The following is a 15,799-nucleotide window of genomic DNA, read 5'->3' as shown; positions in this document are numbered from 1 at the left end:
TTTTAAAATTTAAATTTGTCTTGGCCATTTAAGTGCAGTCCAAAATATGATTGAAGTCAAAATACTTTCTATTATTGCGAGAAAAATGTAAAAACTCCACCAGGCTCCAGTTGTTGTAAACGCTATTAACAGCATTATGGCAGTATAAATAATTCCGAAAACGAGATTAAGCCAGCGGTTTATTTTTGGTTTTAAAATAACCGATGCAAAAATCATTAAGGCCGGAATTGTCATTAAAAGTGTTGCGAGAAATAATTTTACCGGAGAATCGAGCAATGTGTCTCCGCTTATAAAATCTTCCACTTTCTTTGGAACATAAAGCGAAAAATAATCTCCATACACATAACAAAACATTACCGAAGTCCACAAGGCTGCAAGTTTGATTTTTGTGTTTATTTTAAAATCTTCAAAACCACCAGTATTAATTTCTTTATCGTTCATATTTAAGGAATTAAATTTTAAATATGTCGGAGATAGTCTTAAAATGTTACAAGCTGTTTTTATTCTAAAAGATAAAACTTAAAAACTTTCTTCTAATTTTCCTTTTTCTAAAACTTAAATAAGATTAACAATTCGCAAATCGTAAGATAAAAGTTTACTTTTGCAAAAAGTTATGTTTTCCAAAATACTCATAACTCATAATTTATAACTTACAATTTACATAGTGAATTACTTATCTGTAGAAAATATATCGAAGTCATTTGGCGAAAGAGTCCTTTTTGACAACATTTCTTTTGGAATCAACAAAGACCAAAAAATCGCTTTTATTGCCAAAAATGGTTCTGGTAAAACCACCATTATGAGCATAATTAATGGCTTAGACGAACCGGATACGGGACAAGTTGTTTTGAGAAAAGGAATTAGAATGGCGTTTCTTTCTCAGGACAATAATCTACAGGATGAACTTACGATTGAAGAAAGTATTTTCGCATCTGATAATGAAACGCTTAAAATAATCGAGGCTTACGAGAAAGCACTGGAAAACCCAAATGACGAAGAAGCCTATCAAAAAGCTTTTGACGGAATGGACCAGCATAATGCGTGGGATTTTGAAACACAGTACAAGCAAATTTTATTCAAATTAAAACTCGAAGATTTTAAACTTAAAGTAAAAAATCTTTCGGGAGGGCAAAAAAAGCGTCTTTCATTGGCTATTATATTAATAAACAGGCCTGATTTGTTGATTTTGGACGAGCCAACCAACCATTTAGATTTGGAAATGATCGAATGGCTTGAAAGTTATTTTGCCAAAGAAAATATTACGTTGTTTATGGTAACGCACGACCGTTTCTTTTTAGAGCGTGTTTGTAACGAAATTATCGAATTAGACAATGGAAAATTATACCAATACAAAGGAAATTACTCTTATTACTTAGAGAAAAAAGAAGAAAGAATAACTTCTGAAAATTCTAGTATTGACAAAGCAAAAAACTTATTTGTTAAAGAATTAGAATGGATGCGCCGCCAGCCAAAAGCGAGAACAACCAAATCTAAATCACGTCAGGATGATTTTTATGTAATTAAAGAAAAAGCGCAAAGCCGACGAAAAGACAATAAGGTTGAGCTTGAAATTAATATGGAAAGAATGGGAAGCAAAATTATTGAGCTTCATAAACTTTCAAAAAAATTTAAAGACCGTGTTATTCTTGATAATTTTAGTTTCGATTTTCAGCGTGGTGAAAGAATTGGAATTATTGGTAAAAACGGAACCGGGAAATCTACTTTTTTAAATTTGCTTACAGGAACAATTCCGCCAGACAGCGGCCGTGTTGTAAAAGGAGATACTATTAAAATTGGATATTATACACAATCTGGAATTAACCCAAAGCCGAATCAGCGTGTTATTGATATTATTAAGGAATACGGCGAATATATTCCGCTTGCAAAAGGAAAAATTATTTCGGCTTCGCAGTTGTTAGAACGCTTTCTTTTTGATGCCAAAAAACAATACGATTATGTCGAAAAATTAAGCGGAGGAGAGTTAAAACGTTTGTATTTATGTACGGTTTTAATTCAGAATCCAAACTTTTTGATTCTCGATGAGCCAACAAATGATTTGGATATTGTAACGCTTAACGTTCTGGAAAGTTTTCTTTTAGATTATCCGGGATGTTTATTGGTAGTTTCGCACGATCGTTATTTTATGGATAAAATTGTTGATCATTTATTTATCTTTAGAGGGCAAGGTGAAATCGAAAATTTCCCAGGAAACTATTCAGATTTCCGTGCTTATGAAGACAGCGCCGATGTGGCTCAAAAAGAAGAAAACAAGGCCGAAAAGAAAGACTGGAAACAAAATAATCCAACCGGAAATTTAAGTTTTAACGAGCAAAAAGAATATCAAAAAATCGAAAGAGAAATCAAAGATTTAGAAATCGAAAAAATTAAAATCGAACAATTATTTTCCGAAGGAAAAGTTGCCGATGCTGATATTGAGAAAAAAGCAAATGAGCTTCAAAGTATCATCAATAAAATAGATGCCAAAGAAGAACGCTGGTTTGAGCTTTCGGCAAAAATCGAAGGATAAGCCTATTTACACAGAGATTCACAAAGAAAGCACAGAGCTGCACCAAAATTTTTTGTGAATCTTTGCGTTTTCTTTGTGAATCTCTGTGAAACCAAAATATTTAATTATTTTAAAAAAATAAATATGAAACAACTTTTAACAGCATTACTGGCATTGACCCTTTTCGTTTCTTGTTCTAAAGATAAGGATGAAGTTAAAGATTATACGGCTCAGAATGAACAAGAAATTAAAGATTACTTGGCTAAAAATAACTTAACTGCAACAAGAACAGATTCTGGTTTGTATTATATTATAGAAGAGCCGGGCGAAGGTGAAGAATTCCCTGATCCTAATTCAAATGTAACGGTTGTTTACAAAGGTTATTTTACAGATGGAAATGTGTTTGATGAAAGTGACAAAGATATACCAGAAGAAGAAAAAAAAGGTGTAGCATTTAGTTTAAATCAGGTAATTCAAGGCTGGAAAGAAGGAATTCAATTGTTTAAACCAGGAGGAAAAGGCATTCTTTTAGTTCCTGCGCATTTAGGTTATGGAAGCAAAAATTATAACGGAATTCCGGGTGGCTCTGTATTGATATTTGATATAACCTTAAAATCGATTAATTAAGATATTTTCAAAATTTCGGCATGTTTTTTCAAATCAAATCTTATTTAAAATTTCTTTGGGATTCTAAAAACGAGCATGGGGTACATTCGCCATTTGTTTTTAGTTTACTTACCAAATGCTTTTATGATAAGAAGCCTAAGCCAGAATATCAGATTCTAAAAAACTACAGAAAGTCGCTTATTGAAAATAAAAATTTTATTGAAGTAACTGATTTTGGTGCTGGTTCAAAAGTTTTTAAATCAAATAAAAGGCAAATTTCTAAAATTGCCTCAACAGCCGGAATTTCACCAAAACGTGCCGAATTATTATTTCGGGTAACCCATTATTTTCAGCCAAAAAATATTCTTGAAATTGGAACTTCTTTAGGTTTGGCAACTGCTGCCCTTGCCTTAGGAAATACAAATGCAAAAGTTATTACAATTGAAGGATGTCCAAATACTGCAAATACTGCTCAAAATCAATTAGATAAATTTGACTGTAAAAATGTCGAAAATATAATTTCAGAATTTGAATCATTTTTAATTTCCGAAAATCTAAACTCTAAAATCTACGATCTAATATACTTCGACGGTAATCATTCTAAAAAAGCAACCTTAACTTATTTTGAACTTTTACTGCCAACAATAAATAACGATTCCCTTTGGATTTTTGATGACATACATTGGTCACCGGAAATGGAAGAAGCCTGGGAGATTATAAAAAAACATCCAAAAGTAAAAGTAACGATTGATACTTTTCAATGGGGATTTGTGTTTTTTAGATGTGAACAGGAAAAAGAACATTTTGTGATTCGTGCATAACAAATTTCAGTATACAATTTTTATTACATTTGTTACTATACGAAGTTTATATGAATGCTATCAAAATTGATACTCCTTTACAATACTCAATAGCCGTAACTGAGTTTCTTTCAGACAATCCAGATGCCAATTGTGTTATTATTGCTTCTGCCACAGGAGTTAAACAAAATTATTATCACAGTTTTTCAAAGTTTTTATCTAAAAACAATTATTCTGTTTTCACATTTGACTACGGGGGTATCGGCGATTCAAAACCTCAGCCGCTTTCCAAGTTTTCTACAACAGCTTCAAATTGGGCGCAAAATGACTTTGAAACCGTCGTTAAATATGTCAAAAATAAAAATCCTGAGAGTAAATTATTCATCATCACACACAGTATTGGCGGTCAGCTTATTGGTTTAGTCCCTTCAAATAATTTATTTAATGGCGTAATCATGACGGTATCACAATCTGGAAGCTGGGTACACTGGAAAGGATTTGAAAGATTAAAAATGAAAATTTTGTGGTATGTACTTATACCTTCATTTTGCAGAATTTTCAATTATTTTCCTTCCAGCCATTTCACCCGTATGGAGGATTTACCAAAAGAAATGGCTTTAGAATGGGCAAAATGGTGTAAAAAACCAAATTATCATTTTGACTGTATTGATAATGTAAAAGACAACTATGACAAAATAAAATGCAAAATTGTATCCTACAGTATCGATAATGATTTTTATGCCACTGTACCTGCAGTTGACTGGATAGCTTCACAATTTAAAAATTCAGAAGTCACCAGAACGCATTTAAAAGCAGAAGAATTTGGCGTAAAAGATATTGGACATTTTGGCTTTTTTAAAAATAAATTTAAAGAGAGTATTTGGGAACTCTTTTTACAAGATTTAAGAAAATTTGAGAAGTAAGTTCTTTTATAAATTCTACAATAAAAAAATGGCAATCATTTCTGATTGCCATTTTTAATACTAATTCAAAATAATTATATTTATTTTTTAGCGTCTTTATTTTCTTCAGATTTTGCACCCATTCTGTTAACTGTATACATCGGTGCAAATTTAACTTTTAAACCGGCAATTTTTCTGTTATCTTCTGCTGTAAGTCCTTCTTTTTCAACTGTATTTTTACGGCTGTCAAGCGCTTCATACATCAGTTTAACCTCATCCCAGTCTTCTCTTGAATATTTATCTTTGTTATCTTCAACAGTATGAACGAATTGTTGGTAAACACTGTGGATATTTTGAGCATTAACCCAGTCAAAGTTCATATCATCACCAATTTTTCCTTCACCAAATAAGGCGTTTCTTAATTGTTGTTTCGGACTTGGAGCTGGAGGGGCAAAAACGGTGGTCATCTCATTTTTAAACTCTTCATATTTAACTTTGCTCGCATTTATTTTTTCGGTCGCAGCACTATTATCTTTTAAATCTGCTAACGCTGCCTGAGCTTCTTGAGACCTTCTGTCATATTCAGCATCAACTGCTTTCCAGTCTGCTTTTAAATTTTCTGCTGAAACATTTTTAACTGAATCGACGTATGCTACATAAGCGTCAACTTTCTTTTGAGCTTGTTCTTGTTTTTCATCTTTACATGATGTAAAGCTTAATGCAATTAATGCGATTCCTAATACCATTTGAATATTTTTCATAATACTGATTGTTTTAATTAATTATAATCAAATTTACCAAATAGCCAACCAAACAAATTACATTATTGTCATGTTTGAAAATTTAAAAACATTTTAATACTATAAAATTCACAAAATAATGACAATTATGCAAAATCAATCGAAAATGATATAACCGTTTCTGCTTTAAAAAACATATTTATTTAATACATATCTATTAAAAGCTTTTGTAACAAAATTCAATTCTAAACTACTTATCATTTTTATGAAAAGTGTTTTGTACTTTTAAATCCAAAATTGTAAAACGAAATGGCATTAATTAAAATAACCGACATAACACGAAACTTTGTACTTGGTAATGAAATCGTATATGTTTTAAAAGGAATTAATTTAGAAATCAATAAAGGAGAATACGTCGCTTTAATGGGGCCTTCGGGATCCGGGAAATCAACTTTAATGAATTTGTTAGGCTGTTTGGATACGCCAACTTCCGGACGATATGTTTTAAACGGAAAGGATGTCAGCCAAATGCGTGATGACGAACTAGCCGGAATTCGTAATACAGAAATCGGATTTGTTTTTCAAACTTTTAATCTTTTACCACGAACCACAGCTTTAGACAATGTAGCTTTACCTATGATTTATGCCGGATATTCAAAATCTGACAGAAATGCACGAGCTACTGAGGTTTTAAAACAAGTAAATTTAGGTGACAGAATGGATCACCAGCCGAATCAATTGTCAGGAGGACAGCGTCAGCGTGTTGCTATTGCACGCGCTTTGGTCAACAAACCTTCGATTATTTTAGCCGATGAACCAACAGGAAACTTAGATAGTAAAACCTCTGTAGAAATCATGAAGCTTTTTGGAGATATTCATGCACAAGGAAATACTGTAATCTTAGTAACTCACGAAGAAGATATTGCCGCCTATGCACATCGCGTAATTCGTTTGCGTGATGGTTTGATTGAAAGCGACACGACTAAATAATTTTAGATTTCTGATTTTAGATTTTAGATTATTTTCAAACAAAAGAAAAACTTAGAATCTTAGCAACTCAGAACCTTAGCATCTTAAAAAAAATGAAAGTATATACCAAAACAGGCGATAAAGGAACAACGGCTCTTTTTGGAGGCACACGTGTTCCTAAAGATCATATTCGTATTGACAGTTACGGAACTGTTGATGAATTAAATTCGTATATCGGATTGATTCGCGATCAGGAAATAGATTCGAGTTATAAAACTATTTTAATAGAAATTCAGGATCGTCTTTTTACGGTAGGCGCCATTTTGGCAACTCCGCAGGAAAAAGAAGTTTTGAAAAATGGAGAACTTCGCTTAAAAAATCTTGGAATAATTGATTCTGATATTGAATTACTAGAAAATGAAATAGATAAAATGGAAGAAAGTCTTCCTCAAATGACTCATTTTGTTTTACCGGGCGGTCATCCAACCGTGTCACATTGTCATATTGCCCGTTGTATTTGCCGTCGAGCAGAGCGTTTGGCAGTACATTTAAGCCATAATGAACACGTTCCTGAAATCGCTATTATGTACTTAAACCGACTTTCTGACTATCTTTTTGTCTTGGCACGGAAGTTGTCGTCAGACTTAAAAGCGGAGGAAGTGAAATGGATACCCAGAAAATAAATTTTCTGCAAATTCCAAATTTTTGAAATCCCAAATTCCAAAGAAAAAACTAAATTCTTTCGAATTTTTAAAGCAAAATAAAGTTCTAAAAATTGGGATTTAGAATTTAAATATTGAGATTTCACGTGCCTTTTTTGGGATTTGGAATTTAAAAATTGGAATTTAACAAGAGACGTTCTTAAATTTTATTAAAATAAATCAAATTTTACTTGTCTTTTTCAGTAAAAAATTTATTTTTGCACAAACTAAACAGATAACAGATGTATTGGACATTAGAATTAGCATCTTATTTAAGTGATGCGCCATGGCCTGCTAACAAAGACGAACTTATTGACTACGCTATTAGAGCTGGTGCTCCATTAGAAGTAGTAGAAAACCTTCAGTCAATAGAAGACGAAGGCGAGATATATGAATCAATGGAAGAAATTTGGCCTGATTATCCAACAGACGAAGATTATCTTTGGAATGAGGATGAATATTAAAAAATAAACCAAAGGAAAAAGTCTCATCACAGAGGCTTTTTTTTTGGTTCAAATACATATTATATAATAAAGAAATACAAATAAATTATGAGTTTCATAAATAGCATCATTAAGGTCTTTGTAGGTGATAAATCTCAAAAAGATGTCAAAGCTTTACAACCTTACTTAAACAAAATTAAGACTTTCGAAACTAGTTTAATGAGTTTATCTCATGACGAACTAAGAGCGAGAACCACTTATTTTAAAGAAAAAATTAAAGAAGCAAGAGCAGATAAAGATGCAAAAATCGCTTCTCTAAAAGCTGAAGTTGAAAACATTGAAGATATCGACAAAAGAGAAGATATTTATGATGCAATAGACGCTCTTGAAAAAGAAGCTTATGAAATCTCTGAAAAAACTTTATTGGAAATTCTTCCGGAAGCATTTTCTGTAGTAAAAGAAACGGCTCGTCGTTTCAAAGAAAACTCTCATATCGAAGTTACTGCAACTGCAAAAGACCGTGAATTTTCTGCAACAAAACCATATATTACAATTGACGGTGAAAAATCTGTTTGGGCTAATAAATGGAATGCTGCCGGAAAAGACATCACTTGGGACATGATTCACTATGATGTTCAGTTAATTGGAGGAATGGTTTTGCACGAAGGTAAAGTTGCCGAAATGCAAACAGGTGAAGGTAAAACGTTAGTGGCTACTTTACCGCTTTACTTAAACGCTTTGACAGGAAACGGAGTTCACTTAGTAACAGTGAATGACTACTTAGCAAAACGTGACAGCACGTGGAAAGCTCCTTTATTCGAATTCCACGGTTTATCTGTAGATTGTATCGATAATCACCAGCCAAGTACAGAACAAAGAAAGAAAGCTTACGACGCGGATATCACTTACGGAACCAACAACGAATTTGGTTTTGACTACTTAAGAGATAACATGGCGCATTCTCCAAGCGATTTAGTACAGAGAAAACACAATTATGCAATTGTCGATGAGGTCGATTCTGTATTAATTGATGATGCCAGAACACCGCTTATTATTTCAGGACCAGTTCCACAGGGAGAGCGTCATGAATTTAATGAGTTGAAACCAAAAATTGAAAACTTAGTTGCACAACAACGTCAGTTAGCAAATAGTTTCTTGGCAGAAGCTAAAAAATTAATCAAAGAAGGAAATACTAAAGAAGGTGGTTTCTTATTATTAAGAGCTTACAGAAGTTTACCTAAAAATAAAGCATTAATTAAATTTTTAAGTGAAGAAGGAATTAGACAATTACTTCAAAAAACTGAAAATCAATACATGCAGGATAACAATCGCGAAATGCATAAAGTGGATGAAGCTTTGTATTTTGTGATTGAAGAGAAAAACAATCAGGTAGAATTGACAGACAACGGTATTAAATACCTTTCTGGAGATACTGATGCCGATTTCTTCGTTTTACCAGACATCGGAACAGAAATTGCTGCTATTGAAAAACAAAAACTAGATAAAGATTCTGAGGCAGAAGCTAAAGAAAGATTATTTCAGGATTTTGGAGTAAAAAGTGAACGTATCCATACTCTTACACAGCTTTTAAAAGCGTATGCTCTTTTTGAAAAAGATGTAGAATACGTTATCATGGACAACAAAATTATGATTGTCGATGAGCAAACAGGTCGTATCATGGATGGTCGTCGTTATTCTGACGGTTTACACCAGGCGATCGAAGCTAAAGAAAATGTAAAGATTGAAGCTGCTACACAAACTTTTGCAACAGTTACATTACAGAATTATTTCAGAATGTACAGCAAATTAGGTGGTATGACTGGTACGGCTGTTACAGAAGCTGGAGAGTTATGGCAGATTTACAAACTGGATGTTGTTGAAATTCCAACCAACCGTCCAATGTCAAGACAAGACAAAGAAGATTATATATACAAAACAACGCGTGAGAAATTCAACGCTGTTATTGAAGATGTTACCGAATTATCAAACGCTGGAAGACCCGTATTAATTGGAACAACTTCTGTAGAGATTTCAGAACTATTAAGCCGTATGCTTAAAATGAGAGGAATCACTCATAACGTATTGAATGCTAAAATGCACAAGCAAGAAGCACAAATCGTTGAAGAAGCTGGTAAAGCCGGAGTTGTAACTATTGCAACAAACATGGCTGGTCGTGGTACCGACATTAAATTATCTCCAGAAGTAAAAGCTGCCGGAGGTTTAGCAATTGTGGGTACAGAACGTCATGATTCACGTCGTGTTGACAGACAGTTACGTGGTCGTTCTGGTCGTCAGGGAGATCCGGGAAGTTCTCAATTTTATGTTTCTCTTGAAGATAACTTAATGCGTTTATTTGGTTCTGAAAGAGTGGCTAAAGTTATGGACAGAATGGGATTGAAAGAAGGTGAAGTGATTCAGCATTCTATGATGACTAAATCTATCGAACGTGCTCAGAAAAAAGTAGAAGAAAACAACTTTGGTGTTCGTAAACGTTTATTAGAATATGATGACGTAATGAACTCTCAGCGTGAAGTAGTTTACAAACGTCGTCGTCACGCATTGTTTGGCGAGCGTTTAAAACTGGATATTGCGAATATGCTTTATGATACTTGCGAATTAATCGTAAGTAACAATAAAATTGCAAATGATTTTAAAGGTTTTGATTTTGACTTAATTCGTTATTTCGGAATTACTTCACCGATTTCAGAAGCTGATTTTACAAAATTATCAGATATTGAAATTACTGGAAAAGTATACAAAGAAGCTTTGGCTTTTTACACTGAAAAAACAGAAAGAAGCGCAAGAGAAGCTTTCCCTATTATTAGAGGAGTTTATGAAGAGCCAAACAATCATTTCGAAAGAATTGTAGTTCCATTTACAGACGGAATCAAAACTTTGAATGTTGTTACTGACTTGAAAAGAGCTTACGAAAGCGAAGGAGCTCAGTTAATTGCTGATTTCGAGAAAAACATCACACTTTCTATTGTTGATGAGGCTTGGAAAAAACATTTACGTAAAATGGACGAATTGAAACAATCTGTTCAATTAGCTGTTCACGAACAAAAAGATCCATTGCTTATTTACAAATTAGAAGCTTTCAACTTGTTTAGAGGAATGTTAGATAACGTTAATAAAGAAGTTATTTCATTCTTATTTAAAGGTGATTTACCAGCTCAAAACGTTCCTGAAATTCACGAAGCTAGAGAAGTTCGTCAAAAAGAAAACTTCAAATTAAGCAAAGATGAAATTCCAAATAGCGAAGACATCAACCGCGAAGCTGGAGAAACACAACAGCGTCAGGTTACTGAAACAATTGTGAGAGATATGCCAAAAATCAACCGTAATGATACTGTTACAGTTCAGGAAGTTGCAACAGGTAAAACTGAAACAATGAAATTTAAAAAAGCTGAATCTTTAATCGCGAATGGCGAATGGGTTCTTGTTAAATAATAAATTTTAGACAAATACATTTTCAATCTCCAACTACAAAAATGTAGTTGGAGATTTTTTTTTGCAAAAAATCTAATATTTATTCTTTATAAATCGAATAAGCTGTATTTTTGCAACCGTAAACAACGAATAAAGCTTTGAAACGTCTATTTATCATATTTCTTTCTTGTATGCTTTTAGTGCCATCTTTTGGCAGCTTCTTTGTTTATACCTCATTCAAATTGAATCAGGAAGAAATTTCAAAAACCATCTGTGTACAGCGAAAAATGGTTTTTAATTCTTGTAATGGTCGATGCGAACTTCAAAAAAGTTTAAAAAAATACGCTGATAACGAAAAAAGAATGCAAAACAATCTGAAAGAAAAAGCAGAAGTTGTTTACATTCAAAATACCACTGCTACTAATTTCAAATTAGTTACACCTATCGAATCTAAAGCAAAAATTTTTGCTTCTTTTGACACAAAACCAATCTCGGTTTCAAATACTACTTTTCGACCTCCATCCTATTTTATATAAATTTCTGATAACCGCTTTTCAATAGTTTTTGAAAAGATTTTTTCTTGTCGTAAAGTCAGGAAAAGCACACGTTACTTTAAAATTTATATAAATTTAAAATGAAAAAAATATACATTATCCTATTCCTTATAGGACAATTTGTCTTTGCGCAAAACAAGGTAGAAAAAGACACAACAGAATCTCAAGAGCTTGAAAACGTTTTCATAACTGCCAACAGAACTGCTGCTTTACGCAAAGAAACTCCTGTAGCAATTAGTAAAATAACCGCCAAAACTATTAATGAAACCAAGGCTACTGCCGTTTATGAAATAATAAACAAAACGCCGGGAGTTTTAATGGTCAATTTAGGAAACGAACAGCATATGATGTCGATTCGTCAGCCTATGACAACTAATGCTTATTATTTATATCTTGAAGACGGCTTGCCAATTCGCCCAATGGGAATCTTCAATCATAACGCTTTATTAGAAATCAATCAATATAACCTGCAAAGTATTGAAGTGGTAAAAGGGCCGGTTTCTTCTTTATATGGTCCTGAAGCAGTTGGCGGAACAATCAATTTAATTTCGATAAAACCACCAGTTGATCCGGAATTTAAATTTGGAGTTCAGGCAGATAATTATGGCTACCGAAGATTTCAGGCTGCCGGAGGCGCAACCATCGGAAAAGTTGGTTTTCATATTGCCGGAATTTCAAGTTTACAGGAAAATGGCTGGATGACGTATTCTGATTACAACAAAGACAATCTGAATGCGAGAATCGATTATAACATCTCTTCTTCTACCCGATTAATCAGCAATACTATGTATGGAAAATATTATTCTGACATGAGTGGAAGCGTAAATGAAGAAGCATTTAACAACAGAACCTATAAAAGCACTACCGATTTTACCTATAGAAAATCTGATGCTTTAAGAACCCGTTTAACATTAGAACACGACTGGAACAGCAATTCAAGCAGTTATATTACAGCTTATTTACGTGATAATAAATTAGGCCAAAATCCTTCTTACGGAATCAAATGGAGTCCAACTGTAAATCCTACAACGGCTAAAGGCGAGGTAAACTCGAATAATTTTAAAAGCTATGGAGCAATTGGTCAGCATACTCAAAAATTTGATTTTCTGAATACAAAACTTGTTGCTGGTGCCTTATACGATTACTCCCCTGTTACTTATTGGTCTTATGTAATTGATTTGAAAGCAAACTTAAATCCGGGAGAAGCGGGAAAACAAACCGTTGATTCTTATGAAATCATTGCAGAACATCCAGACTCAAAATTAGCAGATTACACGGCAGATATTTTCAACTCTGCAGGATATGCGCAATTGAGTATTAATCCAATTGAACAATTAATATTTACAGTTGGCGGTCGATATGACAACATGAAAGTAGACTATGATAATGCTTTAGACAAATCTACAGGAAGCAAAGTCTACGATAAACTGACTTTTAAAGTAGGTGCAAATTATAACCCAGTTGAGTTTGCCGGTTTTTATGGCAATTATTCTCAAGGTTTTGCGCCTCCGGGAATTACATCAATTTTTAGAACTAAACCGGGAACTGGAGGAACTACAGGTGTTCCAGCTGATTTTTATTACAACTTAGAACCTGCAACTTTTGATAATTATGAGGTGGGCGGATGGCTTTCTTTCCTTCAAAATAAACTAAATTTTGATTATGCCTTTTATTATATGGAAGGTCAAAACGAGTTGTTGAATATCAAACTTCCAGATAACTCAACAGATTATCGTTCGGCAGGAGAAACGCGTCATAAAGGAGTTGAATTTGGAGCTACATATCGTCCTTCGAAGCAATTCAATATTCGCTTGGGCGGAACTTACGCGCAGCATACTTATATTGATTTTAAACTTTCAGACAAACCAAGTGATCCAGTTCAGGATTTAAACGGAAAAGAAATGCCGGCTGCACCAAAATGGTCTGGAAATTCAGAGGTAAGTTATTATCCTAACTGGCTGCCTAATTTAAGAACTTCTATCGAATGGCAGCTTGTGGGAAGTTATTATCAGGATCAGATCAATACTGTAAAATACTACGGTTACAACATTTTTAACGCAAGAGTGGGTTATCAATGGAAGGGAATTGAAGTTTTTGGAAACGTAATCAACCTGACTGATAAATTATACGCCTACAATGTTTCGAGAGCCAATACCACAAATGCGCAGCCAACATATACGGCCGCTGCTCCAAGAACATTTGTATTTGGAATTCAGTACAATTTTTCATTAAAGAAATAACTTTTTGCCACAGATTTCACAGATTAAAAGGATCAATAAGGGCTTTAATCTTCATTAATCTCAATAAAAAAATCATTTTAATCTGTGAAATCTGTGGCAGAAAAAAAATCAAAAACAACTCAACTATGAGTAAAGAAACTAAAAGAAAATCTTCTAAAAAGAAAGATTCTAAAATCGTAAAAAAAATCAAACAGCACATGTACAAATGGCATCGTGTTATTAGCTTAATCACAATTATTCCTGTTATTTTCTGGACATTATCTGGTTTAATGCATCCGTTTATGGCGCATTTTTTCAAACCTGAAATTGCACATGAAAAACTGGAACAGCAAACATTTGACAAAGGGCAGCTGAAATTATCTATTCAGGAGGTTTTACAAAAAAACGAAATCACCCAATTCAAAAATTTCCGAATCGTCTCTTTTAATAATACTACCTTTTATCAGGTAAAAACCATTTTTGGAGAATTATGGTATTATGACACTTCAAATGGAAAAAAACTGGAAGATGGAGATCAAAAATATGCCGAATGGCTTTCTCGCTATTTTCTGGATGATCAAAAAAGTGCCGTAAAAAAGAGCGAGGTTGTAACCGAATTTACTTCGCAATACAAATATGTGAATCGTTATTTACCGGTTTACAAACTAACTTTTGATCGTCCTGATGCTATGGAAGTTTATGTTGAAACATCTTCCGGCAAACTGGCTACTTACAATCCAACTTCGAGACAGGTTTTTATCTGGTTCTTCGATACTTTTCATAATTGGTCATTTATTGATGCGATATCCAACAATAGTATCAGAATTATTACCATGATTTTTCTATTGTCAATCATTGGACTTTCTGCTTTAAGCGGAATCTTGATTTACGGTTTATTATGGAAACAATTCAAAAAGACAGATAATGCGGCTCCTAAAAAAGGACTTAGAAAATACCATCGCCAAATTGGGATTTGGGTTTCACTTTTTACTTTGACTTTTGCTTTTAGCGGAGCATATCATGCTACAACAAAATGGGCACCATACACTTTATCACAAATGGTCTATGAACCCACATTTGTAACTAAAGAAATTCCGCTGGCCAATAATAAACTAGATTTAGACTGGAGCCGTTTTCAAAATGCAAGTATTATTACTTTAAACGATACAACTTATTTCCGTTGTCAATTACTTGAGAAAAGCAAATTCAAGACTTCAAAAGTAGATTCTAATTCAAAATGGAGTAAAAAGAAAGATCAAAAATCGGAAGTGATTTACATTAACGCTGCAACTAATAAAGTTGTCCCAAATGTTGATTTTCACTATGCCGAATATCTAGCTTACTATTTTACAGGCGGGGCCCCGCAAGCGGCTTGCTGCGAAATGATCGAAACCTCTGATGAACCTGAAGTATCATTAGAAAATGTAAAATTATTAGAATCAAAAGTTTTAACTGATTTTGAAAGCAGAGAATATGGTTTTGTAAATAAACGACTGCCTGTTGTAAAATTAGCATACGATACTCCGGAAAAAACAACGTATTTCATCGAAACTTCAACTTCAAGACTGGCGGCTGTGGTTAAAAATGCGGATAAAGTAGAAGGTTATTCTTTTGCCATATTGCATAAATTTTTATTCATGGATTGGGCAGGAAAAAACATTCGTGATCTAGCCACAGTTTTAGCCGCATTGAGCATTTTAATTGTCAGCATTTTAGGTTTCATTTTATTCTTAAGAAAGTAGAAGGTTCTAAGGCTCTAAGATTCCAAGATACTAATATTTTTTCGCCACGAATTACACGAATTTTCACAAATTTCAAATCAATTAATTCGTGAAAATTCGCGTAATTCGTGGCAGAAAATTTCCCCAATTACCAAAAGTGGCTGGGGATTTTTTATATTTGGTGACTAATAAACCTTTTACAAGAAAGA

13 protein-coding genes are annotated in these 15,799 nt (G+C 33.4%); 11 read left to right on the top strand and 2 right to left on the bottom strand.

Annotated elements, in window-relative coordinates; translation table 11 throughout:
* Positions 1-9: 9 nt before the first annotated feature.
* Positions 10-441: a DUF6326 family protein gene (locus ASD98_RS06600; protein WP_056201776.1), complete on the bottom strand. Its 432-nt coding sequence runs from the start codon at positions 439-441 to the stop codon at positions 10-12.
* A 223-nt stretch (positions 442-664) separates the two neighbouring features.
* Here ASD98_RS06600 and ASD98_RS06595 point away from each other — a divergent pair, with 223 nt between their 5' ends.
* The 4 genes from ASD98_RS06595 (at position 665) to ASD98_RS06580 (ending at position 4,835) form a co-directional block, all read left to right on the top strand.
* Positions 665-2,527 carry an ABC-F family ATP-binding cassette domain-containing protein gene (locus ASD98_RS06595; protein WP_056201773.1) on the top strand — a complete coding sequence of 621 codons (1,863 nt, stop codon included), beginning with the start codon at positions 665-667 and terminating at the stop codon, positions 2,525-2,527.
* Positions 2,528-2,650: 123 nt separating this feature from the next.
* A complete protein-coding gene (locus tag ASD98_RS06590) occupies positions 2,651-3,133 on the top strand; it encodes an FKBP-type peptidyl-prolyl cis-trans isomerase (RefSeq protein WP_056201770.1) in 483 nt (160 codons plus the stop codon).
* Positions 3,134-3,153: 20 nt separating this feature from the next.
* A complete protein-coding gene (locus tag ASD98_RS06585) occupies positions 3,154-3,933 on the top strand; it encodes an O-methyltransferase (RefSeq protein WP_056201767.1) in 780 nt (259 codons plus the stop codon).
* 50 nt (positions 3,934-3,983) lie between these two features.
* Entirely contained in the window at positions 3,984-4,835 is an 852-nt protein-coding gene (locus ASD98_RS06580; protein ID WP_056201765.1) for an alpha/beta fold hydrolase, read from the top strand.
* Positions 4,836-4,915: 80 nt separating this feature from the next.
* On the opposite strand, the gene ASD98_RS06575 is transcribed toward ASD98_RS06580, so the two are convergent.
* Positions 4,916-5,575 carry a DUF6565 domain-containing protein gene (locus ASD98_RS06575; RefSeq protein WP_056201762.1) on the bottom strand — a complete coding sequence of 220 codons (660 nt, stop codon included), beginning with the start codon at positions 5,573-5,575 and terminating at the stop codon, positions 4,916-4,918.
* Between the two features lie 288 nt (positions 5,576-5,863).
* Here ASD98_RS06575 and ASD98_RS06570 point away from each other — a divergent pair, with 288 nt between their 5' ends.
* The 7 genes from ASD98_RS06570 (at position 5,864) to ASD98_RS06540 (ending at position 15,611) form a co-directional block, all read left to right on the top strand.
* Entirely contained in the window at positions 5,864-6,544 is a 681-nt protein-coding gene (locus ASD98_RS06570; protein ID WP_056201759.1) for an ABC transporter ATP-binding protein, read from the top strand.
* Between the two features lie 92 nt (positions 6,545-6,636).
* Positions 6,637-7,206, top strand: coding sequence for a cob(I)yrinic acid a,c-diamide adenosyltransferase (locus ASD98_RS06565; protein WP_056201758.1), 570 nt, complete (start codon positions 6,637-6,639; stop codon positions 7,204-7,206).
* Positions 7,207-7,466: 260 nt separating this feature from the next.
* The gene (locus ASD98_RS06560; RefSeq protein WP_007138072.1) at positions 7,467-7,688 is read left to right on the top strand and encodes a DUF2795 domain-containing protein; all 222 of its coding nucleotides are present in this window, start codon (positions 7,467-7,469) and stop codon (positions 7,686-7,688) included.
* Between the two features lie 87 nt (positions 7,689-7,775).
* A complete protein-coding gene (gene secA / locus ASD98_RS06555; protein ID WP_056201755.1) occupies positions 7,776-11,117 on the top strand; it encodes a preprotein translocase subunit SecA in 3,342 nt (1,113 codons plus the stop codon).
* Between the two features lie 137 nt (positions 11,118-11,254).
* The gene (locus ASD98_RS06550; protein ID WP_242412083.1) at positions 11,255-11,632 is read left to right on the top strand and encodes a hypothetical protein; all 378 of its coding nucleotides are present in this window, start codon (positions 11,255-11,257) and stop codon (positions 11,630-11,632) included.
* A 98-nt stretch (positions 11,633-11,730) separates the two neighbouring features.
* Positions 11,731-13,890 (top strand): TonB-dependent receptor, encoded by a 2,160-nt coding sequence (locus ASD98_RS06545; protein ID WP_056201749.1) that lies wholly within the window; start codon positions 11,731-11,733, stop codon positions 13,888-13,890.
* Positions 13,891-14,015: 125 nt separating this feature from the next.
* Positions 14,016-15,611 carry a PepSY-associated TM helix domain-containing protein gene (locus tag ASD98_RS06540; protein ID WP_056201746.1) on the top strand — a complete coding sequence of 532 codons (1,596 nt, stop codon included), beginning with the start codon at positions 14,016-14,018 and terminating at the stop codon, positions 15,609-15,611.
* The last annotated feature ends 188 nt before the right edge of the window (positions 15,612-15,799 follow it).

Source organism: Flavobacterium sp. Root186 (assembly GCF_001428525.1).
GTDB lineage: Bacteria > Bacteroidota > Bacteroidia > Flavobacteriales > Flavobacteriaceae > Flavobacterium.
The sequence above is the reverse complement of the archived record's forward strand: the minus strand, read 5'-3'. Positions and strand labels throughout refer to the sequence as shown.